At 56.9% G+C, this 26,561-nt stretch carries 28 protein-coding genes and 1 pseudogene; 22 read left to right on the plus strand and 7 right to left on the minus strand.

The genetic code is table 11. From position 1 onward, the window contains the following. Positions 1 to 53 precede the first annotated feature (53 nt). From ACFDSS_RS01600 to ACFDSS_RS01615, 4 genes are all read left to right on the plus strand, one after another. Positions 54 to 482: an ASCH domain-containing protein gene (locus tag ACFDSS_RS01600; RefSeq protein ID WP_375254003.1), complete on the plus strand. Its 429-nt coding sequence runs from the start codon at positions 54 to 56 to the stop codon at positions 480 to 482. Positions 483 to 638: 156 nt separating this feature from the next. Then, the gene (gene pheT / locus ACFDSS_RS01605; protein ID WP_375254004.1) at positions 639 to 3,035 is read left to right on the plus strand and encodes a phenylalanine--tRNA ligase subunit beta; all 2,397 of its coding nucleotides are present in this window, start codon (positions 639 to 641) and stop codon (positions 3,033 to 3,035) included. Continuing rightward, positions 3,032 to 3,454, plus strand: a complete 423-nt coding sequence (locus ACFDSS_RS01610; protein ID WP_375254005.1) for a GNAT family N-acetyltransferase — start codon at positions 3,032 to 3,034, stop codon at positions 3,452 to 3,454. Before pheT ends, ACFDSS_RS01610 begins: the two co-directional genes overlap by 4 nt. 13 nt (positions 3,455 to 3,467) lie before the next feature. Next, positions 3,468 to 3,914 (plus strand): YtoQ family protein, encoded by a 447-nt coding sequence (locus ACFDSS_RS01615; RefSeq protein ID WP_375254006.1) that lies wholly within the window; start codon positions 3,468 to 3,470, stop codon positions 3,912 to 3,914. 6 nt (positions 3,915 to 3,920) lie between these two features. On the opposite strand, the pseudogene ACFDSS_RS01620 reads toward ACFDSS_RS01615, so the two are convergent. Continuing rightward, positions 3,921 to 4,405: pseudogene (locus ACFDSS_RS01620) on the minus strand (glutathione S-transferase family protein). A 155-nt stretch (positions 4,406 to 4,560) separates the two neighbouring features. On the opposite strand from ACFDSS_RS01620, the gene mscL reads away from it, so the two are divergent. After that, the gene (gene mscL / locus ACFDSS_RS01625; protein WP_375254007.1) at positions 4,561 to 4,995 is read left to right on the plus strand and encodes a large conductance mechanosensitive channel protein MscL; all 435 of its coding nucleotides are present in this window, start codon (positions 4,561 to 4,563) and stop codon (positions 4,993 to 4,995) included. Positions 4,996 to 5,046: 51 nt separating this feature from the next. Here the strand turns inward: mscL and ald are convergent, their stop codons facing one another. After that, positions 5,047 to 6,165, minus strand: a complete 1,119-nt coding sequence (ald, locus tag ACFDSS_RS01630) for an alanine dehydrogenase (protein WP_375254008.1) — start codon at positions 6,163 to 6,165, stop codon at positions 5,047 to 5,049. 138 nt (positions 6,166 to 6,303) lie between these two features. Here ald and ACFDSS_RS01635 point away from each other — a divergent pair, with 138 nt between their 5' ends. Further along, positions 6,304 to 6,762 (plus strand): Lrp/AsnC family transcriptional regulator, encoded by a 459-nt coding sequence (locus tag ACFDSS_RS01635; protein WP_375254009.1) that lies wholly within the window; start codon positions 6,304 to 6,306, stop codon positions 6,760 to 6,762. On the opposite strand, the gene ACFDSS_RS01640 is transcribed toward ACFDSS_RS01635, so the two are convergent. Next, a complete protein-coding gene (locus ACFDSS_RS01640) occupies positions 6,759 to 7,973 on the minus strand; it encodes a Coenzyme F420 hydrogenase/dehydrogenase, beta subunit C-terminal domain (protein WP_375254010.1) in 1,215 nt (404 codons plus the stop codon). The genes ACFDSS_RS01635 and ACFDSS_RS01640 overlap by 4 nt on opposite strands. 139 nt (positions 7,974 to 8,112) lie before the next feature. On the opposite strand from ACFDSS_RS01640, the gene ACFDSS_RS01645 reads away from it, so the two are divergent. Together ACFDSS_RS01645 and ACFDSS_RS01650 are read left to right on the plus strand one after the other, a co-directional pair. Continuing rightward, on the plus strand, positions 8,113 to 9,135 hold the full coding sequence (locus ACFDSS_RS01645) for an aspartate-semialdehyde dehydrogenase (RefSeq protein WP_375254011.1): 1,023 nt from the start codon (positions 8,113 to 8,115) through the stop codon (positions 9,133 to 9,135). 148 nt (positions 9,136 to 9,283) lie between these two features. Next, entirely contained in the window at positions 9,284 to 10,936 is a 1,653-nt protein-coding gene (locus ACFDSS_RS01650; protein ID WP_375254012.1) for a DUF4139 domain-containing protein, read from the plus strand. A 45-nt stretch (positions 10,937 to 10,981) separates the two neighbouring features. On the opposite strand, the gene ACFDSS_RS01655 is transcribed toward ACFDSS_RS01650, so the two are convergent. Beyond that, positions 10,982 to 12,628 carry a 4Fe-4S dicluster domain-containing protein gene (locus ACFDSS_RS01655; RefSeq protein ID WP_375254013.1) on the minus strand — a complete coding sequence of 549 codons (1,647 nt, stop codon included), beginning with the start codon at positions 12,626 to 12,628 and terminating at the stop codon, positions 10,982 to 10,984. A gap of 202 nt (positions 12,629 to 12,830) precedes the next feature. Between ACFDSS_RS01655 and greA the strand changes: the two genes are divergently transcribed. From greA to zapE, 10 genes are read left to right on the plus strand one after another with little or no spacing between them, the layout of a single operon-like run. Continuing rightward, positions 12,831 to 13,301 carry a transcription elongation factor GreA gene (greA, locus tag ACFDSS_RS01660; protein WP_375254014.1) on the plus strand — a complete coding sequence of 157 codons (471 nt, stop codon included), beginning with the start codon at positions 12,831 to 12,833 and terminating at the stop codon, positions 13,299 to 13,301. 14 nt (positions 13,302 to 13,315) lie between these two features. After that, positions 13,316 to 14,311, plus strand: coding sequence for a hypothetical protein (locus tag ACFDSS_RS01665; protein WP_375254015.1), 996 nt, complete (start codon positions 13,316 to 13,318; stop codon positions 14,309 to 14,311). Positions 14,312 to 14,316: 5 nt separating this feature from the next. Beyond that, complete coding sequence (locus tag ACFDSS_RS01670; protein WP_375254016.1) at positions 14,317 to 15,246, plus strand: AEC family transporter; 930 nt, start codon at positions 14,317 to 14,319, stop codon at positions 15,244 to 15,246. A gap of 37 nt (positions 15,247 to 15,283) precedes the next feature. After that, complete coding sequence (gene fghA, locus ACFDSS_RS01675) at positions 15,284 to 16,111, plus strand: S-formylglutathione hydrolase (protein WP_375254017.1); 828 nt, start codon at positions 15,284 to 15,286, stop codon at positions 16,109 to 16,111. Beyond that, complete coding sequence (locus tag ACFDSS_RS01680; RefSeq protein WP_375254018.1) at positions 16,108 to 16,554, plus strand: YaiI/YqxD family protein; 447 nt, start codon at positions 16,108 to 16,110, stop codon at positions 16,552 to 16,554. Before fghA ends, ACFDSS_RS01680 begins: the two co-directional genes overlap by 4 nt. Next, complete coding sequence (locus ACFDSS_RS01685; protein ID WP_375254019.1) at positions 16,551 to 17,504, plus strand: DMT family transporter; 954 nt, start codon at positions 16,551 to 16,553, stop codon at positions 17,502 to 17,504. The genes ACFDSS_RS01680 and ACFDSS_RS01685 overlap by 4 nt, the downstream gene beginning before the upstream one ends. Before the next feature lie 28 nt (positions 17,505 to 17,532). Then, a complete protein-coding gene (locus tag ACFDSS_RS01690; RefSeq protein WP_375254020.1) occupies positions 17,533 to 18,156 on the plus strand; it encodes an HAD family hydrolase in 624 nt (207 codons plus the stop codon). Beyond that, positions 18,153 to 19,067: an ornithine cyclodeaminase family protein gene (locus ACFDSS_RS01695; RefSeq protein WP_375254021.1), complete on the plus strand. Its 915-nt coding sequence runs from the start codon at positions 18,153 to 18,155 to the stop codon at positions 19,065 to 19,067. The genes ACFDSS_RS01690 and ACFDSS_RS01695 overlap by 4 nt, the downstream gene beginning before the upstream one ends. 32 nt (positions 19,068 to 19,099) lie before the next feature. Next, a complete protein-coding gene (locus ACFDSS_RS01700) occupies positions 19,100 to 20,032 on the plus strand; it encodes an alpha/beta fold hydrolase (protein WP_375254022.1) in 933 nt (310 codons plus the stop codon). 2 nt (positions 20,033 to 20,034) lie between these two features. Beyond that, on the plus strand, positions 20,035 to 21,093 hold the full coding sequence (zapE, locus tag ACFDSS_RS01705; protein WP_375254023.1) for a cell division protein ZapE: 1,059 nt from the start codon (positions 20,035 to 20,037) through the stop codon (positions 21,091 to 21,093). Here the strand turns inward: zapE and ACFDSS_RS01710 are convergent. Continuing rightward, positions 21,090 to 21,737: a carbonic anhydrase gene (locus ACFDSS_RS01710; protein WP_375254050.1), complete on the minus strand. Its 648-nt coding sequence runs from the start codon at positions 21,735 to 21,737 to the stop codon at positions 21,090 to 21,092. The genes zapE and ACFDSS_RS01710 overlap by 4 nt on opposite strands. A gap of 113 nt (positions 21,738 to 21,850) precedes the next feature. On the opposite strand from ACFDSS_RS01710, the gene ACFDSS_RS01715 reads away from it, so the two are divergent. The 3 genes from ACFDSS_RS01715 (at position 21,851) to ACFDSS_RS01725 (ending at position 24,520) form a co-directional block, all read left to right on the plus strand. Continuing rightward, entirely contained in the window at positions 21,851 to 22,267 is a 417-nt protein-coding gene (locus tag ACFDSS_RS01715) for a hypothetical protein (protein WP_375254024.1), read from the plus strand. Positions 22,268 to 22,328: 61 nt separating this feature from the next. Further along, a complete protein-coding gene (locus ACFDSS_RS01720; RefSeq protein ID WP_375254025.1) occupies positions 22,329 to 23,708 on the plus strand; it encodes a M17 family metallopeptidase in 1,380 nt (459 codons plus the stop codon). Beyond that, entirely contained in the window at positions 23,705 to 24,520 is an 816-nt protein-coding gene (locus tag ACFDSS_RS01725) for an NlpC/P60 family protein (RefSeq protein ID WP_375254026.1), read from the plus strand. The genes ACFDSS_RS01720 and ACFDSS_RS01725 overlap by 4 nt, the downstream gene beginning before the upstream one ends. Here the strand turns inward: ACFDSS_RS01725 and ACFDSS_RS01730 are convergent. Beyond that, entirely contained in the window at positions 24,517 to 24,852 is a 336-nt protein-coding gene (locus ACFDSS_RS01730) for a DUF2794 domain-containing protein (RefSeq protein ID WP_375254027.1), read from the minus strand. The two genes, ACFDSS_RS01725 and ACFDSS_RS01730, sit on opposite strands and share 4 nt — an antisense overlap. Positions 24,853 to 25,067: 215 nt before the next feature. Continuing rightward, positions 25,068 to 25,331, minus strand: a complete 264-nt coding sequence (locus ACFDSS_RS01735; protein WP_375254028.1) for an I78 family peptidase inhibitor — start codon at positions 25,329 to 25,331, stop codon at positions 25,068 to 25,070. Positions 25,332 to 25,428: 97 nt separating this feature from the next. Between ACFDSS_RS01735 and ACFDSS_RS01740 the strand changes: the two genes are divergently transcribed. Then, positions 25,429 to 26,541: an S-(hydroxymethyl)glutathione dehydrogenase/class III alcohol dehydrogenase gene (locus ACFDSS_RS01740; RefSeq protein WP_375254029.1), complete on the plus strand. Its 1,113-nt coding sequence runs from the start codon at positions 25,429 to 25,431 to the stop codon at positions 26,539 to 26,541. Positions 26,542 to 26,561: the final 20 nt, after the last annotated feature.

Raw genomic sequence — 26,561 nt, forward strand, 5'->3', positions numbered from 1 at the left:
CTTCGCACCCACCCCGAGGTCCGAACGCCGCCCTTTGTTGAGAAAGACAATCTATGACCGACGACATTGAAGACCTCCAAGACACATACCCCGGCGCGGGCACTTTCAAGTTCGGTGACAATTCCCAGCTGTGTCAGCACCTGATCGCGCTTGTTCGCCAGGGCAAGAAAACTGCCACTTGCGCCGCGCTGTCCGACTTTGACGGCGAACCAGAGGCAATGCCAGTCGTGGGCCGCTGCGATATCGCGGCCAATTGGGATGACACCCCTGCATTGGTAATCCGGACCACCAAGGTCGAACATGTCCGCTATTGCGACGTGACCGAAGACATGGCGCTGGCCGAGGGTGAGAACGACACGCTTTTAGGCTGGCGCAAGGATCACAAAGCCTATTTCAAACGCAATGGCGGGTTCGACCCCGAGATGATGCTGGTGTTTGAGCATTTCGAACTGGTCGAGGATCTGGCGGGGCGTGAACTCTGAAAATCTATGACTTCTTTTGGTTTTTGACGTCCTGATCCCGGCTTGGGCGGTCTCAAAATGGGCGTTGGCACATTAGCGCAAATGACCGCCCCTCTTTCCCCCCATCGCTTTATCCGCTAATCCCCATGCAACAGATTTGAACCGCAGGACGGACCGATGAAATTCACGCTTTCTTGGCTGAAACACCACCTTGAGACCGACGCCTCTGTCGCTGATATTGCCTATGGGCTGACCGACCTTGGACTTGAGGTTGAGGGCATTGAAAACCCGGCGGAGCGTTTAGCGGATTTCAAAATCGGAAAGGTTTTAACCGCAGAAAAGCATCCCGATGCCGACAAGCTGAAAATCTGTCAGGTCGAAACCGCAGATGGCCCGACCCAGATCATTTGCGGCGCACCCAACGCGCGTGCTGGCATCACCGTTGTGATCGCCAGCCCTGGCACTTACGTGCCCGGCATTGATACGACCATCGGCGTCGGCAAAATCCGCGGCGTCGAAAGCTATGGCATGATGTGTTCCGAGCGCGAAATGGAGCTGTCCGAAGAACATGACGGCATCATCGAATTGCCCTCGGGCGAGGTTGGCCAGCGCTTTACCGATTGGCTGGGTGAAAACGCCCCTGAAAAGGTCGATCCGGTCATCGAGATTGCGATCACGCCAAACCGCCCCGATGCGCTGGGCGTGCGCGGGGTGGCCCGTGACTTGGCTGCGCGTGGTGTTGGCACGTTGAAACCTATTGCGGTTGAACCTGTGCCAGCGTCTTTCAAATCTGAACTAAGTGTGTCGATTGATGCTGATACGCTGGATGGCTGCCCGGTCTTTTGTGGTCGTCTGATCAAAGGCGTCAAGAACGGACCAAGCCCTGCTTGGCTGCAAGACAAACTGCGCGCCATTGGCCTGCGCCCGATCAGTTTTCTGGTCGATGTCACCAATTGGTTCACTTATGACCTGAACCGCCCGCTGCACGTCTTTGATGCCGACAAGGTCACCGGCAACCTGCGTGTGCATCGCGCCGCTGGTGGTGAAACCATCGTGGCGCTCGATGACAAGGACTACACGCTGCAAGCGGGTCAGATGGTCATTTCGGATGACAATGGCCCCGAAAGCATCGCCGGTGTCATGGGCGGGGCCGAGACCGGCTGCACCGAAGAAACCGTCAATGTCTTCGTCGAAAGCGCCTACTGGGATCCGGTGCAAATTGCCTACACCGGTCGCGCACTCAAGATTAATTCCGACGCGCGGTATCGTTTTGAGCGTGGCATTGACCCAGCTTTCACGCCGGAAGGCTTGGAACATGCCGTGCGTATGATCGTGGATTACGCGGGGGGTGAGGTCTCTGAGGTGATCCAGGCGGGTGAGGTGCCTGATACGGCGCGTGCCTATAAGCTGGATGCAAAGCGCGTGATCTCGCTCGTGGGTATGGACATTCCGGAGGCGACGCAGCGCACGACGCTGACGGCCCTTGGTTTCCGCATGGAAGGCAACATGGCCCACGTCCCGTCATGGCGCCCTGATGTGCAGGGCGAGGCCGATCTGGTGGAAGAGGTCGCGCGGATTGCGTCCCTGACTAAGCTGGAAGGCAAGCCATTGCCACGGATCAACGCCGGTGTTCCGCGCCCCATTCTGACGCCAAGCCAATCGCGCCAACAGGCGGCGCGCCGCACGGCTGCGGCGCTTGGATACAACGAATGCGTGACCTATAGCTTCATTGATGCGCAGGCTGCAAAGCTCTTTGGTGGTGGTGATGATGCCACCATGCTGGAAAACCCGATCAGTTCGGAAATGTCGCATATGCGACCGAACCTTTTGGGTGGTCTCTTGCGTGCAGCGGCCCGCAATCAGGCACGCGGTTTCATGGACATGGGCCTGTTTGAGGTGGGTGCCGGTTTTCACGGCGGCGAACCCGGAGAACAGCATAATCTGGTGACAGGTGTCCTGATCGGGCGAACCGGACCAAAAGATGTGCATGGTACCTCACGCCCCGTTGATCTTTATGACGCAAAGGCCGATGCAGAGGCTGTGTTAGCCGCAATTGGTGCGCCCGCGAAGATGCAAATCATGCGCGGTGCATCTGACTGGTGGCATCCGGGACGGCATGGCAAAATCTGTCTGGGTCCAAAGAAGGTGGTCGGCATCTTTGGTGAATTACACCCCAAAGTCCTGCGCGAAATGGATATCAAGGGCCCTGCCGTCGCCTTCACGATCTGGCCGGACGAAGTGCCGTTGCCCAAAAACAGGACAGCAACGCGCCCCGCTTTGGCGGCCACAGATTTGCAGGCGGTTGAGCGTGACTTCGCTTTTGTCGTGGATGCACAGGTCGAGGCGCTGGCTTTGGTGAATGCTGCTGCTGGTGCAGACAAGGCGCTTATCGCCGAGGTCCGTGTGTTTGATGAGTTCATCGGTGGATCGCTGGGCGAGGGCAAGAAATCACTCGCGGTCACGGTACGATTGCAGCCTAAGGACGCCACCTTGAAAGAGGCCGACATCGAAGCTGTCAGCGGCAAAATCGTCGAGAAAGTCACCAAAGCAACGGGTGGCGTGCTACGGGGATGATATTGCGCCGCGCCCAGCTTGATGATGCCATAGCGCTGACCAAGTGTATCAAGGCTGCCTATGCGCCGTTTATGGATTTGGGCCTGCCTCCCGTTGCCGAAGGGGTCGCGGATGATATTCGCAATCGAACGGTATGGGTGGCTGAATTCGACGGCACGGTGAAGGGCGGCATTGTTCTTGCCTTGGACAAAACCGCGCATATCGTTAATTTGGCTGTGCATCCGGATGCGGGTGGGCATGGGATTGGCAAGGCGCTGATCTGTGCTGCGATGGATGCGGCAAAAGCTGCTGGATATGCGCAGATCGACCTTGCGACGCACATCGAGATGACCGGCACACAGGCCTTCTATCGCAAAACCGGTTGGGACGAGACTGGCCGCGAGGACAATAAGGTGTACTTTAAGCGAGAATTGATTTGAAGGAGCACGCACCATGACACTGAAAATATACCTCTCAGGTGAAATTCACACAGATTGGCGCGATCAGATCACGACCGGAGCCACAGGTTTGAACGTGACATTTGACAGCCCTGTTACGCACCATGATGCTTCAGATGATTGCGGTGTCGCCATCATGGGGGCAGAGGAAAACAAGTTCTGGCACGACAACAAGGGTGCGAACCTCAATGCCATTCGCACCCGACATGGTATCGTCAATGCTGATATCGTCGTTGTGCGATTTGGTGAGAAATACAAGCAATGGAACGCGGCCTTTGATGCGGGTTATGCCGCCGCGCTTGGTAAATCATTGATCGTGATGCACGGCCCAGAGCATCAGCACCCCCTCAAGGAGGTGGACGCTGCCGCACTAGCCGTTGTGGAAACGCCGCAACAGGTTGTTGAAATTCTGAACTACGTGCTTAATGGCACACTGCCCTAAGGCAGACTATGCCGCGCGTTGGGACGGATCGGGGATGTGCTTGGCTTTGACAACCGCAGGACGGGCGAAGAACCGCTCAACGTAGGCAGGTACGTTTTTGAGGTCGTGACAGCCGACCACATTCTTGGTTCCGCAGAGCTCCGGCGCGTTGAGCCAGGGGGCTATTGCAATGTCAGCGATCGAATAGTCACCGGTGATCCAGTTCTTGCCATCCAGTTCTTTGTCCAACACAGCAAGAAAACGGATCGCCTCATCGTGGCAGCGTTCGCGGGGGCGCGGGTCTTGTTGTTGGGGTTCAGCGACAGGAATGCATCGCGTTTCACATCGTCATCGCTGAGAGTGACAAGGTGCGGCTCACAAGCCAGCCCCATCTCTTCGAGTGCGATGGAGGCTTTGACACCATTGGGTGTTGGGAACGAATAGAGCCGGATCACAGATGGGTCTTGGGCAGGCCAACGTGAAGTGATCGGAAATGCGGAGAGATCCGCCATGGGGTATATCCTTTTGGGATTGTTTCACAAATTTACCTTGGGGGGAATTCGGCAGAATAAAACCCGTGCCACTGTGAGAAAAAAGCGGTAGCACTGGGCGCAGTTGCGCAGCGGGCGTCAGACCCGCGCGCCAGTCAAGAAATATGGGGACTATCATGTTAAACGAATTCAAAACCTTCATTGCCAAAGGCAACGTCATGGATATGGCCGTTGGTATCATCATCGGCGCGGCTTTCACCGCGATTGTGACATCATTGGTGGGTGATTTGATTAACCCGATCATCGGCCTTGTGTCCGGTGGTGTCGATTTCACGAACAACTACGCGGTTCTTGCTGGTGACGTGCCAGAGGGCGCTTCGCTTGAGGCCGCGCGCGAAACTGGCGGGTCGATCTTTGCCTACGGTGCTTTCATCATGGCAATCCTCAACTTCCTGATCATTGCCTTTGTCGTGTTCATGTTGGTGCGCAACGTCAACAAGATTAAGGATGCGGCAGCCAAGGAAGAAGAAGCAGCTCCGGAAGCGCCGAAGGGACCAACTGAGTTGGAAGTACTGCTGGAAATCCGCGACGCATTGGCAAAGCAAGCCTAAGGCCAGAGAAACTAGGGCTGGTCTGCCAACGAGGGCAGACCAGCCTATCTCCTAAGACTTCAACGCCAGCGTTGGCGACATCACGTCGATCCCGAGAGCTTTGCCGACCGCATAATAGGTCAACATCCCTGCGTGGACATTGAGACCATTCAAGAGATGCGGATCGTCTTCGCAGGCTTTCCGCCACCCTTTATCGGCCAACGCCAACATGAAAGGCATCGTCGCATTGCCAAGCGCAATCGTGGATGTCCGTGCCACAGCGCCCGGCATATTTGCGACGCAGTAGTGCATGATCCCGTCCACGTCATAGATCGGATCCTGATGCGTTGTCGCCTTGGAGGTCTCGAAGCAACCGCCTTGGTCGATGGCCACATCAACAAGCGCTGCGCCGGGTTTGAGATCTGACAATTGCGCCTTGGAGATCAGTTTGGGCGCAGCAGCACCGGGGATCAAGACGGCGCCGATAATCAGATCGGCTGCGCGCGCCAGCTCTATCGTGTTGCCGGCGCTGGCGTAGCCGTTCTTGAATTGCCCGCCAAAGACATCATCGAGATAGCGCAGGCGCGGCAATGATCGATCCAGAACCGTCACATCCGCCCCCATTCCCGCCGCGATTTTCGCGGCATGGGTGCCGACAACGCCGCCCCCGATCACCAGCACACGCGCGGGGCCTACACCCGGCACGCCACCCATCAGCACGCCGCGTCCGCCATTGGCCTTTTGCATTGTCCAAGCGCCAACTTGTGGCGCGAGACGCCCAGCCACTTCAGACATCGGTGCCAGAAGTGGCAGACCGCCACGTTCGTCAGTGACCGTTTCATAGGCAATGCAAGTCGCACCGGAGGCCATCAGGTCTTTGGTTTGTTCAGGGTCAGGGGCGAGGTGCAGATAGGTGAACAAAATCTGACCTTCACGCAGCATCTTACGCTCTACCGGCTGCGGTTCTTTCACCTTTACGATCATATCGGCGGACGCGAAGACCTCAGCCGCGGTTTCAACAATCGCAGCACCAGCCGCAACATAATCGGCATCGGTGAAGCCAGCGCCGGCCCCGGCCCCGGCCTCCACCGTGACGTGATGGCCATGTCCTGCGGCTTCGCGCGCGGCATTCGGCGTCAGACCAACGCGGAATTCTTGTGGCTTGATCTCTTTTGGGCACCCAATATGCATGTTTCGGTTCCTCCCTTGCATTTGCGCAAGCATCGCGCGCATGTTTTGAAATGTGCTGGAGATTTACACTGTCTGTTTGCGATAACAGTGGTAGAACATTGCGCATTGGAGCCAATAATTCGAAGGATTATGCAAGAAATGGAATTAGACAGTATCGATCGTCGAATCCTAGCGTTTCTCCAGAAGAAAGGCCGCATGTCCAATGCTGAGCTGTCTGATTTGGCGCATCTTTCGGCTTCGGCCTGTCACAGGCGTGTCCAACGGCTTGAGAAAGAGGGTTTTATTCGCGATTACGTTGCCTTGCTCGACCCCCGGAAAGTCGGAAGGCCCACGACAGTGTTTGTCGAAATCACCCTCAGCGGGCAGGCGGATGAGGTGCTTGATGCATTTGAGAAGGCCGTCGCGCGCGTGCCGGATGTCTTGGAATGCCATCTGATGGCTGGATCAGCGGATTATCTTTTGAAGGTGGTTGCTGGCGATACAGAAGACTTTGCGCGCATCCACCGCCGATATCTGGCGACTTTGCCCGGCGTGGCACAAATGCAATCGTCCTTCGCGCTGCGCACCGTCAGGCAGACGACGGCGATGCCGGTTTAGTCCTTTTGTTCACCGTCCAGTGGCTGCAGATCATAAGGCTTGGCAAGGTTCCAGACATGCGCAGGCACCATATTCTTCATCTTTGCGGGTTCCTCCCTGCGCAGGTGCAAAATTGTCTCTGCCGCTTTCATCTCAACCCGCGCGCGCGCGAATTCCAATCCGCGCGGCCCTATTCTGGGCATCAGCCACGCCATGATCCCGCGCAACCATTCCGGCATCCGGCGCAAGGGCAATCCGCCCGCCGCCAGCTTGGTGTTGGCAACGAAACCTCTGACCGACCCCGCCCGTTTTCCGCGTGATCCCGGTGTCGCCAGCGTGACCTCCCCCGCCAATCCATCCAACATTTCTTGGCCACGCGCATTGCGTACGATCAGCCATTGATCACCTTCGCCTGCCATGTAGCCGACGGTGATGTCGGCCAGTCTGTTGGTGTAGTCAACGCAGGTGCGGCAGGTCACGGGAAAGAAATCATCAGGAAGATCGGACAACGGCAGTTTGAGAAACGGGATCACACGCTGGCTGCCGTCTGCGAAGCGCAATTCGACATGGTAATCCGCCCGAAATTCCAGATAGGTGACGGTTTCAGGGGCATCCGTCAGCAGCGCCAGAAACCCGTGGAAATTCTCGGTTGTGGTGTTATCCGAACAAGGGGTGCCAATCACATAAATTCGCTCAAAACCCAAAGAAGCTTCCAGCGCGCGCAGTGCATAAACCTGGCACGGGATGCCAATCACGGCGATGCGCTTGTGGCCTGCGTCGTTAGCCGGTTCGAGCAGTGCCAGAAGCGGCGCATAACCCATCCGCATCCCGCGTGCATGCACCAGATCGGCAGGATCGGTGATGATCGCGGGGCGCGGTCGCCACTTGTCTTGGCTGTCCGGCACCATGGTCAATACCGCATCAACAGCGCCGCTTTCCAAAAGCTGCTCCGCCAACCGCGTCGTCAGCCCCGTCCATTGCGCGCCTGTCCGTGCAGGCGTCAGCGCTGCGCGGTACATTTTGGGTGAAACGCCGAAAAAACGTTCATCGCCTTCATCTGATGCCCAGCGCCCATGCACCTGTTTTTCGAGCGCCGGATAGTCCGGTTTGATGAATTGGCAGGCCTTCCCGCACACAGATGGGTCTTTCATGCGCGACACGCCGCAGTCGGTACAAAGCCCGCGCGGGGCAGGGTCGCGGAAGTCAGGTGTGCCGGCGGCGGAAAGCGTCATATCCGCACTCTACGCTGACAACCAATAGTGTCTAGTTTGATTTACATTTTGCCAGACCGCGCTGCGATCGGCGCTGGCCCCCTTTCCCTTCACCTGAGCACGCGGTAAAGGGGCGCATCTGTAACAAGGAGCCAGCCAAATGGGCTATCGAATCGTCGTCGTCGGCGCCACAGGCAATGTGGGCCGCGAAATGCTGAACATCCTCGAAGAGCGGGCCTTCCCGATTGACGAGATCACCGTACTTGCCAGCCGCAAATCGTTGGGCACAGAAGTCAGCTTTGGCGATAAAACCCTGAAAACGAAGGACCTTGATACCTTTGATTTTACCGGATGGGATATGGCGCTGTTTGCTGTCGGCTCTGACGCGACCAAGATCTATGCGCCCAAAGCGGCGGCTGCGGGATGTGTCGTCATCGATAATTCATCGCTTTACCGTTATGACGCAGATGTGCCGCTGATCGTGCCAGAGGTGAATCCGCAGGATGTGCACGGCTATTCCAAGAAGAACATCATCGCGAACCCCAACTGCTCAACCGCGCAGATGGTTGTGGCGCTCAAGCCACTGCATGACCGCGCGACGATCAAGCGTGTTGTCGTCAGTACTTATCAATCCGTGTCCGGCGCTGGTAAGGGCGGCATTGATGAGCTGTGGGACCAGACGAAGTCGATGTACAACCCCACCGACGACAAGCCCCCAAAGCAGTTCACCAAGCAGATCGCCTTCAACGTGATCCCGCATATCGACAAGTTCCTCGATAGCGGTGAGACCAAAGAAGAATGGAAGATGGTCGCTGAGACCAAGAAGATCGTTGATCCAAAGATCAAAGTCACGGCCACTTGTGTGCGTGTGCCTGTCTTTGTGGGTCACTCCGAAGCGATCAACATCGAATTCGAAGATTTCCTCGATGAAGATGAAGCACGCGATATCCTGCGTGAAGCCCCCGGTGTGATGGTGATCGATAAGCGCGAAGACGGCGGCTATGTCACCCCCATCGAATGCGTTGGCGATTTCGCGACTTTCATCAGCCGCATCCGTCAGGACAGCACGATTGATAACGGGCTGAACCTGTGGTGCGTGTCCGACAACCTGCGCAAAGGTGCGGCATTGAACGCCGTGCAAATCGCGGAGTTGCTTGGTCGTGAGTGTTTTAAGAAGGGCTGATCTGACGACGATCAAGAATTTTCAAAGGGAGTCCTCATTGGCGCCCTTTCCCGTTTGCGCATCAAATTCTCACATCGCACCCAAGGAACATGCTCTGCGATCCGTCATAGTGGTATAGTCATCTTATCTGTTGCGCAGGAGGCCCCCGATGTTCCGTCCATTTCTCACCACCAGCCTGATCGTTTTGGCTGCCCCCGGTTTTGCCGACACGTTCACCGCGAACCCGCGCGTTGATACCGTGACGATCTACCCCGGTGTCGCGTCGGTCTCACGCCTCATCACAATGGACCTGCCCGCCGGTCAGCATGAGATTATCGTACCGGATCTGCCGCAGGGATTGTCGGCGCAAGGCCTCCGGGTGGCCGCGCCTGCCGGGTCGCAAATTGGGGCCGTAAACCTTGCCGATGATCGTCTGCCAGTCACACCAGATCTTGACAGCCCTGAAATCGTCGCGGCCAAAGCTGAGGTCGCGCGCATTGAAGACGTTCTGCGTGACAGCGCCGCGGAAGTCCAGGCGATGCGGTTGCAGGTCCGAGCCGCAGAGGAGCAAGTCGTCTTCCTGCAAAGCCTTTCCAAAGCGGGTGCCGCCGAAGGCGCGTCGATCACAGACATCCAGGCTTTGGCGCAAATGGTCGGGTCAGAGACATTGGCACTGCGCCAGCAAGCCTTTGCCGCCGAGCAGGAGGCGCAAGCGGCCGAACGCGCACGGCAGGACGATATCGACGCGCTCAACGATGCACGCCAGTCGCTCGCTGCGTTGATGGCGCCGGAACAGGCGGGTGCTGTGCTGACCTTCACGCTGACTGCGGCAGAGGCGGGGGTGGTCACAGTCGATATCACCAGTCTGGAAGGCTTCGCGAATTGGTCGCCGGTTTATGACATGCGCCTGACCACGGGTGACGCGCCCGCGATGGACATCGACCGCGCCGTCGTGGTCAGCCAGCAAACCGGGCAGGACTGGAATGACGTGCAGTTGATCCTGTCGACCGCACAACCGGGAGAGCAGACAGGCCCCAGCGCAGTCTTTCCGCAGCCGGCCCGGATTGTTGCGAAGGAAGACCTGGAAAACGGCGTCGGATTTTTGGCTGATACAGCCCAGCCCTTCGCGCAGATGCGTTCTGGCGAAATGGTTGTGGAAGAAGCAATGGAAGCGCCCATTGCGGTCACGGCGAAAGCCGATTTTAGTGGTGCATCAGTGACGTATGTCTATCCCGGTCGCGTTGATATTCGAAATGGCGTCGATGACCTCCGTCTGCCGCTGGACAGGTTGAACCTTGAAGCAGAATTTTGGGCAGAGGCCGTGCCGCGCCAAGATGATATTGCCTACCGCGTCGCAGAATTTACCAATTCAACGGATGAGGTGCTCTTGCCTGGTCAGGCGTTGCTCTTTGCTGACGGCACAATGATTGGTTTTGATTGGATGCCACTGCTGGCCGCAGGTGCGGACCAACAGATGGGGTTTGGGCCGCTGGATGGGCTGCAATTGTCCTGGACCATGCCGCAGAAATCGGAAGGTGACGCGGGCGTCTTTGTCTCATCGAACCAATTGAAAGAGCAGGTTGTCATGACCATTGACAACCGCACAGGGCAGGATTGGCCGGTGCTGCTGCGTGAGACCTTCGGTTATACTGAACAGGAAGACCTTGAAGTTGAATTCACGGCCAATCCACGGTTTGCGCGTCTCAACCCGGAAGGGAGACGCGGTATTCTGGAATGGGATCTGGATGTTTCAGCGGGAGAGGCGCAAGAGATTGTAATAGATTACACGCTGACTTGGCCAGAAGGCTATGTGCTGCGGTAGACTGCGCCACAAGGAATAGAGCCCCATGCGGGGCCCCTTGATCGTTTACATATTCGGGTAATTCGGCCCATCGCCGCCTTGCGGTACCGTCCATGTGATGTTCTGGCTTGGGTCCTTGATGTCGCAGGTCTTGCAGTGGACGCAGTTCTGGAAGTTGATCTGGAACTTCGTGTCATCACCTTCGCCCACAAATTCATAGACACCTGCTGGGCAATAGCGCGCCGATGGCCCTGCGTATGTCGGCAGGTTGATCCCCACCGGCACCGATGGATCGGTCAGTTGCAGATGTGCTGGCTGGCTTTCTTCGTGATTGGTGAAGCTGAACGATACGTTGGTCAGTCGGTCGAATGACAGCGTGCCATCGGGCTTAGGGTAGGCGATTTCCTTGTGCTTGCTGGCGGCCTCGGTCGCGTCGGCGTCGGATTTGCCGTGGCGCAATGTGCCAAGAAAGCCGATCCCGATTGTGTTCGCCCACATATCCATGCCGCCAATACCAAGCGAGGCGAGCAGCCCATATTTGGACCACAGCGGCTTGACGTTGCGCACCTTCTTTAAGTCTTTGCCAATCGCGCCTTTACGGACGGCTTCATCGTAACCATCCAGCAGATCGCCGCCGCGACCGGCTTTGATTGCCTCAATCGCGGCCTCTGCTGCGGCCATGCCGGACAGCATCGCGTTATGGTTGCCCTTGATGCGCGGCACGTTGACCATGCCTGCGGCACAACCCAGCAGCGCGCCGCCGGGGAACGCAAGCTGCGGCATCGACTGATACCCGCCTTCAGAAATGGCGCGCGCACCGTATGCGACCCGCTTGCCACCTTTCAGCAACTCCGCCACTTGTGGGTAATGCTTGAAACGCTGGAATTCCATATAGGGGAAAAGATGCGGGTTTTTGTAGTTCAGGTGGACGACGAAACCGACATAGACCTGATTGTTTTCAAGGTGATAGATGAATGACCCACCACCGGCGTTGCCTTCCAGCGGCCAGCCCATCGTGTGGGTGACGGTACCTTCGGAGTGTTTCTCTGGGTCGATTTCCCAGATTTCCTTCATGCCGAGGCCGTATTTCTGCACGTCGGATTTCGCGGCCAGATCGTATTTCGCAATCACTTGCTTTGAAAGGGACCCGCGCACGCCTTCACCCAGGAAGACGTATTTGCCGTGCAACTCCATGCCCGGCTCATAGGACGGGCCTGGCGTGCCATCAGCATTCTTGCCAAACTCGCCCGCGACAACGCCTTTGACTTCGCCGTTTTCGCCATAAACCACTTCGGAACAGGCCATGCCGGGGAAGATCTCTACCCCCATCTCTTCGGCCTGTTCGGCCATCCAGCGACAGACATTGCCCATTGAGACGATGTAATTGCCGTGATTATTCATCAATGGTGGCATCAGCATATTTGGAATGCGCAGATGGCCTGCCTCGCCCAACACATAAAAATTATCCTCTTTGACGGGGACGTTCAGCGGCGCGCCTTTTTCTTTCCAATCCGGTATCAGTTTGTTGAGGCCAACAGGATCCAGCACAGCACCGGAAAGGATGTGCGCGCCAACCTCAGAGCCTTTTTCCAGAACGACGATGTTCAGGTCAGCATCAAGTTGCTTCAGCCGGATCGCTGCAGAAAGACCAGCAGGACCGGCACCGACGATCACCACGTCATATTCCATCGCTTCGCGTTCAATCTCGGCCATCTGATTTTCCTCTAAACTCTTGGGCGCTTGCCCTTTTATTTAACTTCGGCAACGGTTACCTCAAGGTCAAAGCAGGGGCAATCAAGACACGACGTCAAATGCGTCTGACGCGACAGTTACACGCGTCAATGCCTTGACACTGCGCAGGCCCAATAGACTATGACCGTTTGAACAACTTTTTTAGCCCCGGGAGGGGATCACGATGGACAAGATACCACTGACACGCGCGGGCTTTAACAAGCTTGATGCTGAACTCAAACATCTCAAGAGCGTGGAGCGCCCGGCGATCATTCGTGCCATCGCCGAAGCCCGTGAGCATGGCGACCTTTCAGAGAATGCCGAGTATCACTCCGCCAAGGAAAAGCAGTCCTTTATCGAAGGGCGCGTGAAGGAACTTGAAGGTGTGATCTCGCTCGCGGATGTCATCGATGTGTCCAAGCTGTCCGGCACAATCAAATTTGGCGCGACGGTTGCGGTCGTGGATGAAGATACCGATGAGGAAAAGACCTATCAGATTGTCGGTGAATATGAGGCTGATATTGAAGGTGGTAAGCTGAATATGAAATCCCCACTGTCACGTGCTTTGATTGGCAAAGATGAAGGTGACAGTGTTGAAGTCCGCACGCCCGGCGGTGTACGCAGTTACAAAATTCTATCGATCAATTTTAAGTAGAAAGCCCGGCCATTATGGCGCAAGAAACTTCTTCTGATCCGGTATTGGCGTCTGAGAGACTGACAACCGGTGAGGCGGTGGCCATCGCGATTGCGGTGGCCTGGTTTGTTGTCATTGGCATCTTTTTTGCGATGCTGGACACTTCGCAAATGAGCAGTGTGGTTGATGATCGATTGCGGTGGACTCTGATGGTCATCGCTACGTTCGCGCCTGTTGGCATGATCCTTCTGGCGGTGTGGGTGGCGCGTTTCACGCGGATCATCCGTGCTGAACTGTACAGCATTCAAAATGCCATCGACGGGGTGCGGCAAATTCAAAGCGCCCAGCAGGCTTCACCTGAATATCCTGCACCCACCGCGCAACAATCCACAGTAGAGACCCGCGAGATCGCGATTGAAGAAAAGCCAGCCGGCGCGCCGATATCCGGGTTTTCGTCGCGCCGTGAGGTGTCGCGATTGATTGTGCCTCTTTCCGGACCGCAAGCCGCCGCTGACCAGCCATCACTGGCGCTGGAAACCGGGGTGGAAGAGGTCCCGCCAACGCTGGAGCGTGCCGACTACATCAAAGCACTGAATTTCCCCGATGATGAGCGTGACACTGCCGGTTTTGATGCACTGCGGCGCGCATTGCGGGACCGAACCGCCCGTCGGTTGGTGCAGGCGAGCCAAGATGTTCTGACGCTTCTGTCGCAGGACGGGATCTATATGGATGACCTGAATTCCGCGCCTGCGGATGCCAGCCTCTGGCGCAGTTTCGCCGCAGGTGAGCGCGGGAAGTCCATGGACCGTCTCGGCGCGGTCCGCGATCAGGCGGCGCTGAACCTGATCGCAAACCGTTCGCGCGAAGACACGATTTTCCGCGATGCCGTGCATCATTTCCTGCGCCGTTTTGATGAAATGCTTGTCAGCTTTGAGGATCAAGCCACAGACACCGACCTGCTGGCCTTGGCCAAGACTCGCACCGCGCGCGCATTCATGCTTCTGGCGCGCGCCTCAGGGACGTTCGACTAGACGGCATGTGGGACATTTTCCTTCAAACGCTGCCCTTCTTCATGCTGATCGCACTGGGCTACGGATCCGGGCGTACCGGCTTTTTCTCGCCTGAGGCGACGGCCTATCTGACGAAATTCGTCTTCTACTTTGCGCTCTCGGCGATGCTGTTCCGCTTTTCCGCGAACCTATCGCTTGAGGCGATCCTCGATTGGCAATTCGTGCTGGCCTATCTGAGCGCCTCTACCGTCATCTATGCTTTTGCAACCGTGGTGGCCTTGCGCCGCCGCGTGCCTTTGACCGAAGCCGCGGTGGAGGCACAATGCGCCGTGATCGGCAATGTCGGCTTCCTGGGTATCCCGATGCTCGTACTGTTGTTGGGGGAAGGGGCGGTTGGCCCGGTTATGATGGTATTGGCCGTTGATTTGATCGTGTTTGGCAGCTTGATTGTCATCCTCATCACAGGGTCACGCGACGGGCGCATGTCGCCGAAAGTCCTGTGGACGGTTGCCGTTGGCCTGCTCAAGAACCCGATGATTGTGTCCATCACACTGGGATTGATCGTGTCGTCGCTTAATCTGGCGGTTCCTTTGCCAATCAACGACTTTCTGACGCTCTTGGGTGCCGCCGCCACGCCCGGCGCGCTGTTTGCGATTGGCGCTTCGCTGGCCAGCAAGTCGGCGGAACGCCCTGCGGTCGCCGCATGGCTGTCGACCTGCAAACTTGTGCTGCATCCAACGGCTGTCGCTATAGCTGCACTCTACTTCTTCGATATCGATCCATATGCTGCCGGTGTCATGATTGCCGCAGCCGCCTTGCCGGTGGCGGGCAACGTCTACATCCTCGCACAGCACTACGGGGTTGCACCGACGCGGGTGTCTGCCTCGATCCTAATTTCGACAGCGGCGAGCATTGTAACGGTCTCATTGGTGATTGCATGGGTGACAAACTTCTAAACCTCCGGTAGCAATGACGAAAAGAAGGGGCGCGCGCGTGAAAACCATCTCTGAGAACCGCTGTTTTGGTGGCACGCAGGGCGTCTATGCGCATCGCTCCTCTGCTTGTGCGTGTGACATGACATTTGGTCTGTTTCTGCCCGCCGAAGCGTCCGATGGTCCCGTGCCGGTGTTGTGGTTTCTGTCTGGCCTGACCTGCACCCATGAAAATGCAATGGTGAAAGCGGGCGCACAGGCCTGGGCCGCTGAACAAGGCATTGCGCTGGTTTATCCTGATACCTCGCCGCGTGGCGATGATGTGCCAAATGATGAGGCATATGATCTGGGGCAGGGTGCGGGGTTCTATATTGATGCGACAGAGGCCCCATGGAACAAACATTTCAAGATGTGGACCTATGTTGCCGAAGAACTTCCCGCGCTTCTGGCAGAAAACTTCCCGCTGGACATGACGCGTCAGTCGATTGCCGGTCATTCGATGGGCGGGCATGGCGCGCTGACATTGGCGATGGCCTTGCCGGGGCGTTTCCGGTCGGTATCTGCTTTTGCGCCAATTTGCCACCCAACCAAGAGCGATTGGGGTCGCAAGCAGTTTGCGGCCTATTGGGGTGCAGAGGAAAACTGGGGTCCGCATGATGCAACCGTGCTGATGCAGGGCCACGGTTTCGACGGACCGGTCCTGATTGACACCGGTACCGACGATCAGTTCGGTGATCTGCTGGGCACAGAGCATCTGGCCCGCGCCATGGCGGAAAAACGTCAGGAAGGCCAGATCAGGTTGCAAAAGGGCTATGACCACTCCTACTTCTTCATTGCGACATTCATGGAAGACCACATGGCCTTCCATGCGGAGGCGCTCTACGCATGATTTACGTCGATGCCGATGCATGTCCGGTCAAGGCTGAGGTCGAACGCGTGGGCACGCGGCATAAGGTGCAGATCTTTGTGGTGTCGAACGGTGGCATTCGCCCGTCACAGAACCCTTTGGTGGAAACAGTTGTCGTGCCAGACGGCCCTGACATTGCCGACATCTGGATCGCGGAGCGTGCAACCAAAGGCGATGTGGTGATTACCGGTGACATACCGCTGGCGGCCCGCTGCATTGAAAACGGCGCAAGCGTTTTGAAACATAACGGTGAGGCGCTGACGCAGGCCAATATCGGTAATGTTCTGGCGACGCGCGACCTGATGGCGGACATGCGCGCGGCTGACCCCTTTCGCCAAGGCGGAGGCAAGCCATTTGGCAAAGCCGACCGCGCCCGTTTTCTGGACGCATTGGAGCGGGTGATCCGTGCGGAGACGCGGGCATGATGCATCTTTCACCGACAAAGCTTGGCGTCCTCTGCATTGCGATCTCGGTCGTTTTCTTTTCAATCAATGATGTGGCAATCAAGTTTCTGAGCGGGGATTACGCCCTGTATCAAGTCGTGCTGATCCGCTCAGTGATTGGCTTGTTGATTATCGTCGCGCTCATAGCGCCGCTCACATCCGGCTGGTCTATTGCCCGGACACAGCGACTGCCGATGCACATTTTGCGGGGGCTTTTTGTGGTTTTGGCCAATATGACCTTCTTCTTGGGTCTTGCCGCGATGCCGCTCGCTGATGCCGTTGCTATCTTCTTCATCAGTCCTTTGATTATCACGATCTTTTCTACGTTGTTTTTGGGTGAATCAGTAGGTCCGCGGCGCTGGATTGCAATTGCAGTTGGTTTCATTGGCGTGCTTGTGATGATGCAACCAGGAACAGAGGCTTTTCAGCTGGCCTCACTTTTGCCGCTTGCGGCGGCGTTTTGCTATGCCACCATTCACATCATCACGCGCCGGATTGGCGGCACGGAGAGTGCGGAGACAATGGCCTTCTACATCCAAATTATGTTCATTGTTGTCAGCCTCGCGATGGGGCTCGCATTGGGCAACGGGCAGTTTGGAGATCAGTCAGACCCGTCGCTTGCATTCTTGCTGAGGGAATGGAGCTGGCCGGTTGTTGCTGATTATCCTGTGTTTCTGATTATTGGTGTCGGCATTGGGTTGGGTGGCTTTTTGATAAGCCAAGCATACCGCGTGGCGGAAGCATCCTTTATCGCGCCGTTTGAATATCTTGCGTTGCCGATGTCGGTCGTCTTGGGGATGCTGGTCTTTAACGAATTCCCGGGTGGCTTGGACTATCTGGGCATGACATTTATCTTGGGGTCCGGGTTGTTTACCGTCTGGCGTGATACGCAAAACCAATCGAAAACTTTACAGGAGCCGCTGCGCCGCTAGTCTGAGGCAACGCAACCCGGGAGTTTTTATGCCGCAAGTTGAAGCCGTCGTTTTTGACATCGGGAACGTGCTTATTGAATGGCAGCCGGAGCGGTTTTTTGACAGCATCATAGGTGAAACACGCCGCAAGGCCATGTTCGCTGAAGTTGACTTGCACGGCATCAATGATGAGGTGGACCGTGGCGCGAACTTTCACGATACCATATTTGCCGCTGCTGAGGCGCATCCACATTGGCGCGGTGAAGTCGCGATCTGGCATGACCGTTGGATTGAGATGGCCGCGCCCGCCATTGACCATTCGGTGCGCCTATTGCGGGCATTGCGCGCCCGCGGCATACCCGTTTTCGCGCTTACCAACTTCGGTATTCAGACCTTTCAGATCGCAGAGCCGGTCTACCCCTTCCTGTCCGAATTCGACCGCAGGTATATTTCCGGTCATATGGGTGTGATAAAGCCCGATACCGAAATTTACGCCCGGGTAGAGGCGGACTGCGGGGTTGCGCCGGAGGCTCTCTTGTTCACTGACGACCGTATCGACAACGTCAAGGTTGCAGCCGCTCGTGGCTGGCAGACGCATCGTTTTGAGGGGCCTCAGGCATGGGCCGGCCGATTGGTTGCTGACGGGCTGTTGACAAAAGAGACTGCACAATGACGGCGATGATTTCTTACGTCGAAGGCCAGAAGCACCTTGATTGGCTTGCATTGACCGATGCATTAGCGGCAGGGCATGACGGCCCGGAGGCCGATGTCGCAGATGTTTTCTTGTATCAAGGTGACAATACGTTGCTGAATAGGTCGGCCTGGATTGCAGGGGTCGGGCTGGCGGTGAAATGCGCGACGATTTTCCCTGCCAACAAGTCCGCTGGAAGGCCGGCGATCGGTGGGGCGGTCAATCTTTTTTCCGGCAAGGATGGTGTGCTGGAGGCAATCCTTGATTTTCATCTGGTCACGAAATGGAAAACGGCTGGTGATAGCCTTCTGGCTGCCCGCAACCTCGCGCGCCCTGACAGTCGAAAGATCCTGATTGTTGGTGCCGGGACGGTGGGGCATTCATTGCGCGAAGCTTATGCCGCCGCCTTTCCCAAGGCGGAATTCACCATCTGGAACCGCTCCCGCGCGGCGGCGGAGGCTTTGCAAAAGGCATTTCCAGACGTCGCAATCGCTGATGATCTCGAAGGCGCCGTCAAAGCGGCGGATATTGTGACCTCGGCGACCATGTCGACGGAGCCCCTGTTGCATGGGGCGTGGTTCCAACCGGGTCAGCATATCGACCTGATTGGGGCCTACCGCCCTGACATGCGTGAGGTTGACGATACCGCGTTGCAGCGTGCGCGCGTCTTTGTGGACAGCTTGGAGACAACCGTCGGGCACATTGGAGAATTGAGAATTCCGATAGCCTCCGGTGCGTTTCATGCAGCTGATATCGTGGCTGATTATTACGGTTTGGATCGGTTCCAGCGGCAATCCCACGACGAAATCACACTCTTTAAGAACGGCGGTGGTGCGCATCTGGATTTGATGACCAGCCGTTACATACTGGAAGCTTGGCGCAGTTCAGGCTAGACGAAGATAAGTCAAAGTGAGGTTTTCAGGCAGTGGTTTGGGTGATCGTTATCGGCGCGGTGGTGGGCGCATTGCTGCTTGCGGCATGGCCAATCTACCTGGAACGCCGCCGCCGTCCGATTGGCCCCGATGCCCGCCACGGAGCCGACGGAGAGTTCGCGCTGCTCTCTCAAGGGGTTACCCGTTTTCGATGGGCAGGTTCGGCGCGCGGGCCTGTTGCGGTGCTTATTCATGGGCTGGCATCGCCGATGGTGACGATGGAGGCGATCGCGAAGGGTCTGGGCAACAATGGCTACCGGGTACTGATGTATGATCTTTACGGGCGCGGATTGTCGGATGCGCCACAAGGTGTGCAAAACCGCGCATTCTTCTTGCGTCAGCTCTCTGATCTGCTGGCGCTGCACAAGCTGAAGGACAATATCACGTTTGTCGGCTATTCGATGGGGGGCGCGATTGCAACGGCATATGCCGCCGAAAACCCCGGTCGGGTCAAGCAGGTTCTCCTTGTTGCCCCAACAGGTATCGTGACAAACGAACGTGGTTTCTCGCGTTTTTGTAGAAAGACATCGCTGCTGGGGGCGTGGGTCCACGGGATGTTTGCAGAGCGCCGGATCAACAAAGCCATCCCCCTGCATGGCGAAACCAAAGCCATCGACATGGTCCTGCGCGCCCAACGTCGTGAGTTGAAGCGACGCGGTTATCTGCCGAGCCTTTTGGCGAGCCGTCGCGGTATTCTCCGCGAAGTGCAAGAACATGAACATCGTCAGCTGGGCCGACAGGGCATTCGCGTTTGTGCGATCTGGGCAGGAGCAGACAAGATCGTGCCGCCACAGGCAATCGGCAAGCTTGCGGAATGGAACCGCGCTGCCCAACAAGAGGTTGTCGCGCGTGCAGATCATGCTTTGCCCTACACCCATGGCGACCAGCTGATCGCCGCGATGCGCGCATTATTGCACGACACCTGACAATGACAACGGTTCAACAGGCTTATCAGGCAGCAGTCGATGCGGGTGATTTGCATTCCGATGCAGCACAGCTTGGCGTCCTGCCAGAGCTTGAGCGCGTGCGCGTCGCGCTCAGCACGCCGTCAACAAAGCGCGGTTTGTTTCGCAAAGCACCTGAGGCTGCACGTGGACTTTATATGTGGGGCGGGGTCGGGCGCGGCAAATCCATGTTGATGGACCTGCTTTATGATCTGGTGACAGCACCCAAACAGCGCCGTCATTTTCACGCATTCATGCAATGGGTTCATGCGGAAATGACGGCCGCTCGCAAGACTGGCGTCGATGATGCAATCGCCCCTGTTGCAGCAAAGCTGGCCGCCGAAGTCCGCTTTCTGGCATTTGACGAGATGCAGATCTCTGACATCACGGACGCAATGCTGGTCGGGCGCCTGTTTGAAGCGCTTTTCGCGGCGGGTGTTGTGGTTGTGACGACCTCAAACAGGCCGCCCGATGATCTTTATAAGAACGGTCTGAACCGCCAGCTTTTCTTGCCTTTTATTGACCTGATAAAGGAAAAGATGGTGGTGCTCGAACTGGCGAGCGCCACGGACTATCGACAAGATCGGTTAAGCGGGACGCAAAGCTATTTCGCGCCAAACAATCGCGCCGCGCGCGATGCAATCAACGAGATTTGGCAAAACCTCAGCGGCGGGTCGTCAGAGATGCTCGTCTTGCATGTCAGAGGGCGCGAGGTCGATCTACCTGTTTTTCACAATGGTGTTGCGCGTGTGAATTTCTTCGACCTCTGCGGCAAACCGCTTGGACCGGCCGATTATCTGGCCTTGGCCGACGCCGTGCGCGTGCTGATCCTTGAGGACATCCCAGCGCTGTCACGCCATAACTTCAATGAAGCCAAGCGCTTTGTGACGTTGATCGACGCGCTCTATGAGGCGCGCGTGCAGTTGATTTGCTCAGCCGCGGCGGCACCGGAGATGCTCTATGTTGAAGGCACCGGGACGTTCGAATTTGAACGAACCGCAAGTCGGCTGCGCGAGATGCAATCGGATGATTGGATCAGCTAGAGCGGTTTGAAGCTGTTTGCCTTGGGGTCGTAGGCCTCAACACTGCCCTCTCCGATGTCATTCCAAAGGCCGTGGATCGAAAGACGCTCGCTTTCGACTGCGGATTTGACAAAGGGGAATGTCATCAGGTTTTCCAATGAAATCACGACGGATGATTTTTCAAGTGCGCGCTTGCGGGTTGCGTCATCACCATCAGGCAATCCGGCGTATCCGGGGCGCAGGATTTCCATCCAACGGCCTACGAAACTGCTGGCCTCTTCCAGTTCCGGCGCGTTGCCCGAACACATGTTGTAGCATCCTTCGACGCCGCCACAGCCGGAATGCCCAAGCACGATCAGATGGGCGACCTTCAGCCCGGTAATTGCATATTCGACCGCAGCGGACGTCCCGTGGTGGTGCCCGTCGGGATTAAATGGCGGCACCAAGTTCGCGATATTGCGGTGGATGAAAAATTCGCCCTGATCGGCGCCAAAAATCGAAGTTACATGCACGCGGCTGTCGCAGCAGGAGATCACCATTGACCGGGGATGCTGGCCATCTTCGGCCAATCGGCGGTACCAGCCGCGGTTCTCTGTATATACGGTTGCTTTCCAGCCGTGGTAACGGTTGACCAGATAAGCAGGGAGAGGGCGGGCATGTTGCATCGTCATATCTTTCGCAGCGTTATCATTGGATACGTTGCATTTTCGGGAAATTCGAGCATTTTTTCAGCGCGGCATCAACCTTCTGACAAGGATGTCGGGTTAAATCGTCAGTTATGAAGAATATCACACCCTTCCCCGTGGCCGCACACATGCCGTCGCCCGACGTGATCGCCCTGAACTGCACGCGGTCGCCGCAATTCGATCCAGAACCCTTGCACCGTCTATTCGCGGCAAAGGAATTTCACGTCGCTGAAGAGGTGGTGTGCCGGATGCTGGAGGACATCGCATTGCGTCTTGATATGTTGCAACGGGGGTTGGCCTCGACCACATTTGAACAGATGCACCGGCCCGCGCGCCGGATCTGGTTTGTCGCCCGCGAACTTGGCCTGACAGAGGTTGTGGCCGCCGCTGAACACGTGCGCACGTGCCTCGATCAAGCAGATGGTGTTGCGGTGAAGGCGACGATGGCCCGTCTGGAGCGTGGCTTTGACGTGGCCGTCGGCGAAATCTGGAATTTCCGCGATCTGTGACGTTGCGCCCTCTCGGGGCTGACCTTAGGTTGATCGGGCATCACAACACGCAGGAAATTTCATGCCCCTCGCCTTTGCCGAACCAACCGACCATGCCATTCCAGTTCATGTAGTGGAAAGCGATGGGTTGGATGCGATATTGGCGGGATTGCCAGACCATCAAGCCGTATGGGCAAAGGCGCAAGGTTTCCACGCGTCATTGGGCCAGATTGTGCTGCTTCCAGACGCGAATGGCGCGATTGAAGGTGTTTTGGTTGGCTTTGGCGATATCTCCAAACGCGCGCGCGGGCGTTTTCACATCGGCGCAGTGGCCGCAAAGCTGCCTGTAGGCGACTACGTAATCGCAAGCGGTTTGACCGGTGACGCGCTGGAAGAGGCGGCGCTGGCATGGTTGCTCGCAGGTTATAGCTACGATCGCTACTCTGGACCCGCCGCGCCGATCGCAGGACTTGTCGCCCCCGTGGGCGTGGATGCAAACCGTTTGCAGATCATCGCAAACGGAGAAGCGCTCACGCGGGAGCTGATTGACACACCGGCCTCCGATATGGGCCCTGATGAGCTGGAAGAAGCTGCGCGGACGCTGGCCAGCGAACATGCTGCAAAGATCAATGTCATTACCGGCGACGATCTGATTATGGCGAATTTTCCGATGATCCATACGGTTGGCCGCGCATCGACCCGCGCGCCGCGGTTGATTGATCTGCGCTGGGGTCACAAAGGCCCGCAACTGACATTGGTGGGCAAGGGGGTGTGCTTTGACACCGGTGGTTTGAATATCAAACCCGGCGGCTCAATGGGGTTGATGAAGAAGGATATGGGTGGGGCTGCAACCGTCATGGGCCTTGCGCATATGATTATGGCGCTTGATCTGCCTTTGCGTCTGCGGGTTCTGATCCCGGCCGTGGAAAACAGCATCAGTGGCAATGCTTTTCGACCGCAAGATATATTAACGTCGCGCAAGGGACTGACGGTTGAGATCAATAACACCGACGCAGAGGGCCGGTTGGTTTTGGCTGATGCGCTCACGTTGTCAGATGAGGATGATCCGGATCTGGTGATCTCAATGGCGACGCTGACAGGGGCCGCGCGCGTTGCCGTGGGCCCCGATATTGCGCCGTTTTATACCGATTGTGATGCGCACGCGCAGGCTGTTTCGGCCGCAGCGGCAAAGGTTGCTGATCCTGTTTGGCGGATGCCATTTCATACACCCTATGAGACGATGATTGAGCCGGGCATTGCCGATCTCGATAATGCGCCCAAGGGCGGGTTTGCAGGTAGTATCACTGCGGCCCTGTTTCTGCGGCGTTTCGTCGAAAGCCCTTATATGCATTTTGACATTTATGGCTGGCAACCAAGCACGCGCCCCGCGCGGCCCAAAGGTGGCGTCGGCATGGGCGCGCGCGCGGTGCTTGCGGCCTTGCCAAAGATGCTGGACCTGTGACCGACCGTCGCCTCACACCGGCAAACGGACGCGTGGCGGCGATGCATCTGGCCGGTCACGTTGAAGCTACACAATACACCGAAGGCTGGCCGCAAATGGTCAACTCTGAGGTGGTCGACCTACGCGCCCTACCTGATGGAAACCGCGACAGGCAACTGTTGATTGGCGCGGAAGTGACCGTGTTCGAGGATCGGGAAGGCTGGTCCTTTGTGCAAGCGGCGGACGGTTATGTGGGGTATGTGCCATCGCGCGAACTGACGCCCGTACTTCCCCCGACCCATTTTGTCAGCACAATTGCCACCCACGCCTACGTGGCAGAGGATTTCAAATCGCCAGAGCAGCACAGTCTTCCTTTTGGTGCCCGTGTGACCGTCCGCGATGAAAGACGGAAGTTTTTTGAAACCAACCTTGGCTTTGTCCCTAAGTCGCATCTGCGTGAAATTGCGCGGCCATTCAGCGATCCAGCAACGGTCGCGCAACTGCATTTTGGCGCGCCCTATCTATGGGGCGGTAATTCGAGCCGAGGGATTGATTGCTCTGGTCTGGTCAGCGCCGCGTTAGCCGCCTGCGGCCTGCCCTGTCCTGGTGACAGTGACATGCAATGCACGCAGCTTGGTAGTGCCACAGACGGGGACTATCGCCGTGGTGATCTGGTGTTCTGGCGGGGACATGTGGGCATGATTGTGGATGAAGAAACGCTCATCCATGCAAACGCGCATCATATGGCGACCGTCTATGAACCCGTCGCGCGCGCCATTTTGCGCATTGAAGCGCAAGGCGACGGTCCTGTCCTGGCCCACAAAAGGCTTTAGGTCACCGCGCGTATCAGCTTGCGCTCAAGCACCCGCAGAACTTGCCGTAGATCATTTCCGCGCTTGAGGATCTGACCGTCCATTCCAATGACCGCATACTGCCCTTGCTTCAGACGGAGCTTGGGGCGTTTTTCGATCCGGTAAAGCGGGTTTTCCGCAGACCGCCGAAACACGGAAAAAACAGCCACCTCCCGCAAGTGAGACATTCCATAATCCCGCCATTCGCCGGCAGCCACCATCCGCCCATAAAGTCCCAGAATCAGGCTCAATTCGGTTCTGTGAAACGCCACTTGCTCAGGCGCGTGAAACTGCGAGGGGGTTTGCATGGTCATACCCAAGAATTGCGCCAAATTCCCATAAAATCAAGGCGCCTTCATCGGGCGCCCTGATAACACCGCAAAGTGAACATCTTTCCGACACCTACGCTGCCCACTCGCAACATAACTCTGCGCAATTCTTTGTGGATAGCGAACAGCTATCCCGATGTGGTGGTCAATTGCCCCCACCCAGATTGCCGCATCGGGCCCTGTTCACCTGTCCTGCGGATTTACCCGCAAGTGATGCGCGCGATACGCCCGTCTTCGTCAACCATGAAATTGATCCGATCGGGCAAGAAATCCAGTGTGACAGCCTGATCGGGTCTTATCACCCGGACTTTCCCCAAAAGCAAAACCCGCTCCAACGCTGTCGCTGGCGCGCCAAGCAAAGTGGCATAGCTGGCGGCATTGCAGGTGTCTTCGGCAGGCATGGGTGCTGGCGTGGTGACCGCCACACAGCCAGCAAGTAAGATGAGAGTCAAAAGGTGCTTCATAGGTCTATTGTTCGGGCTTTTCGCCGCAACGCAAGAGATAGGTTGAAATTCAATTCCGTTTCGCTGATCGTCTTTCCAAAGCAATGGGAGATCAAACATGCGGACACGTGCAGCTGTTGCGCTTGAGGCGGGCAAACCGCTGCAGGTGATGGAAGTGAACCTCGAAGGCCCCAAGGCGGGCGAAGTTTTGGTCGAGATCAAAGCAACGGGGATTTGCCACACGGATGAGTTCACCTTGTCTGGCGCTGATCCCGAAGGGATGTTCCCCGCAATATTGGGGCACGAAGGGGCTGGTGTTGTCGTTGAAGTGGGCGAGGGCGTCACCAGTCTGAAGCCCGGCGATCATGTGATCCCGCTTTACACACCCGAATGCCGCGAATGTGAATATTGCCTGAACCCGAAAACGAACCTTTGCCAGAAGATCCGCAGCACGCAAGGCGCAGGTGTGATGCCTGACGGCACTTCGCGGTTCTCAATGCTCGATGGCACGCCGATATTGCATTACATGGGCTGTTCGACTTTTGCCAATCATACGGTTCTGCCAGAGATTGCTTTGGCGAAAGTCCGTGAGGATGCGCCATTCGACAAGATTTGCTACATTGGCTGTGGTGTGACGACGGGCATCGGCGCGGTCATCAACACCGCCAAGGTCGAAATCGGATCAACAGCGATTGTCTTTGGTCTGGGTGGTATTGGCCTGAACGTGATCCAGGGTTTGCGCCTTGCGGGTGCAGATCAGATTGTTGGCGTTGACCTTAATGAAGGTAAGGTTCCTATGGCTAAGAAGTTCGGGATGACCGACTTTGTGAACCCCAAGAACGTGACAGGTGATATGGTCGCGCATCTGGTTGAATTGACAGGCGGCGGCGCTGATTACACATTCGATGCTACTGGCAATGTTGAGGTCATGCGCACGGCACTTGAGGCCGCGCATAAAGGGTGGGGCGAAAGCATCATCATCGGCGTGGCCCCTGCGGGGGCAGAGATTTCAACCCGTCCGTTTCAGCTTGTCACGGGCCGTAGCTGGCGCGGCACGGCCTTTGGCGGCGCGTCCGGCCGGACCGATGTGCCCAAGATTGTGGATTGGTACATGCAGGGCAAAATCGAGATCGACCCGATGATTACGCATAAGCTGAGCCTTGATGATATCAACGAAGGGTTCGACTTGATGCACGCAGGCAAATCGATCCGCGCAGTGGTTGAGTTTTAGAACCCGCAGCTGTCGGCCAG

The sequence above is a fragment of the Yoonia sp. genome, assembly GCF_042093035.1.
Classification (GTDB): Bacteria; Pseudomonadota; Alphaproteobacteria; order Rhodobacterales; family Rhodobacteraceae; genus Yoonia.

What these genes read in the sequence shown, in the direction of transcription:
- ACFDSS_RS01600 (WP_375254003.1), top strand. Translation starts at nt 54, where the DNA reads ATGACCGACGACATTGAAGACCTCCAAGACACATACCCCGGCGCGGGC.
- pheT (WP_375254004.1), top strand. Translation starts at nt 639, where the DNA reads ATGAAATTCACGCTTTCTTGGCTGAAACACCACCTTGAGACCGACGCC.
- ACFDSS_RS01610 (WP_375254005.1), top strand. Translation starts at nt 3,032, where the DNA reads ATGATATTGCGCCGCGCCCAGCTTGATGATGCCATAGCGCTGACCAAG.
- ACFDSS_RS01615 (WP_375254006.1), top strand. Translation starts at nt 3,468, where the DNA reads ATGACACTGAAAATATACCTCTCAGGTGAAATTCACACAGATTGGCGC.
- mscL (WP_375254007.1), top strand. Translation starts at nt 4,561, where the DNA reads ATGTTAAACGAATTCAAAACCTTCATTGCCAAAGGCAACGTCATGGAT.
- ald (WP_375254008.1), bottom strand. Translation starts at nt 6,165, where the DNA reads ATGCATATTGGGTGCCCAAAAGAGATCAAGCCACAAGAATTCCGCGTT.
- ACFDSS_RS01635 (WP_375254009.1), top strand. Translation starts at nt 6,304, where the DNA reads ATGGAATTAGACAGTATCGATCGTCGAATCCTAGCGTTTCTCCAGAAG.
- ACFDSS_RS01640 (WP_375254010.1), bottom strand. Translation starts at nt 7,973, where the DNA reads ATGACGCTTTCCGCCGCCGGCACACCTGACTTCCGCGACCCTGCCCCG.
- ACFDSS_RS01645 (WP_375254011.1), top strand. Translation starts at nt 8,113, where the DNA reads ATGGGCTATCGAATCGTCGTCGTCGGCGCCACAGGCAATGTGGGCCGC.
- ACFDSS_RS01650 (WP_375254012.1), top strand. Translation starts at nt 9,284, where the DNA reads ATGTTCCGTCCATTTCTCACCACCAGCCTGATCGTTTTGGCTGCCCCC.
- ACFDSS_RS01655 (WP_375254013.1), bottom strand. Translation starts at nt 12,628, where the DNA reads ATGGCCGAGATTGAACGCGAAGCGATGGAATATGACGTGGTGATCGTC.
- greA (WP_375254014.1), top strand. Translation starts at nt 12,831, where the DNA reads ATGGACAAGATACCACTGACACGCGCGGGCTTTAACAAGCTTGATGCT.
- ACFDSS_RS01665 (WP_375254015.1), top strand. Translation starts at nt 13,316, where the DNA reads ATGGCGCAAGAAACTTCTTCTGATCCGGTATTGGCGTCTGAGAGACTG.
- ACFDSS_RS01670 (WP_375254016.1), top strand. Translation starts at nt 14,317, where the DNA reads ATGTGGGACATTTTCCTTCAAACGCTGCCCTTCTTCATGCTGATCGCA.
- ACFDSS_RS01680 (WP_375254018.1), top strand. Translation starts at nt 16,108, where the DNA reads ATGATTTACGTCGATGCCGATGCATGTCCGGTCAAGGCTGAGGTCGAA.
- ACFDSS_RS01685 (WP_375254019.1), top strand. Translation starts at nt 16,551, where the DNA reads ATGATGCATCTTTCACCGACAAAGCTTGGCGTCCTCTGCATTGCGATC.
- ACFDSS_RS01690 (WP_375254020.1), top strand. Translation starts at nt 17,533, where the DNA reads ATGCCGCAAGTTGAAGCCGTCGTTTTTGACATCGGGAACGTGCTTATT.
- ACFDSS_RS01695 (WP_375254021.1), top strand. Translation starts at nt 18,153, where the DNA reads ATGACGGCGATGATTTCTTACGTCGAAGGCCAGAAGCACCTTGATTGG.
- zapE (WP_375254023.1), top strand. Translation starts at nt 20,035, where the DNA reads ATGACAACGGTTCAACAGGCTTATCAGGCAGCAGTCGATGCGGGTGAT.
- ACFDSS_RS01710 (WP_375254050.1), bottom strand. Translation starts at nt 21,737, where the DNA reads ATGCAACATGCCCGCCCTCTCCCTGCTTATCTGGTCAACCGTTACCAC.
- ACFDSS_RS01715 (WP_375254024.1), top strand. Translation starts at nt 21,851, where the DNA reads ATGAAGAATATCACACCCTTCCCCGTGGCCGCACACATGCCGTCGCCC.
- ACFDSS_RS01720 (WP_375254025.1), top strand. Translation starts at nt 22,329, where the DNA reads ATGCCCCTCGCCTTTGCCGAACCAACCGACCATGCCATTCCAGTTCAT.
- ACFDSS_RS01730 (WP_375254027.1), bottom strand. Translation starts at nt 24,852, where the DNA reads ATGACCATGCAAACCCCCTCGCAGTTTCACGCGCCTGAGCAAGTGGCG.
- ACFDSS_RS01735 (WP_375254028.1), bottom strand. Translation starts at nt 25,331, where the DNA reads ATGAAGCACCTTTTGACTCTCATCTTACTTGCTGGCTGTGTGGCGGTC.
- ACFDSS_RS01740 (WP_375254029.1), top strand. Translation starts at nt 25,429, where the DNA reads ATGCGGACACGTGCAGCTGTTGCGCTTGAGGCGGGCAAACCGCTGCAG.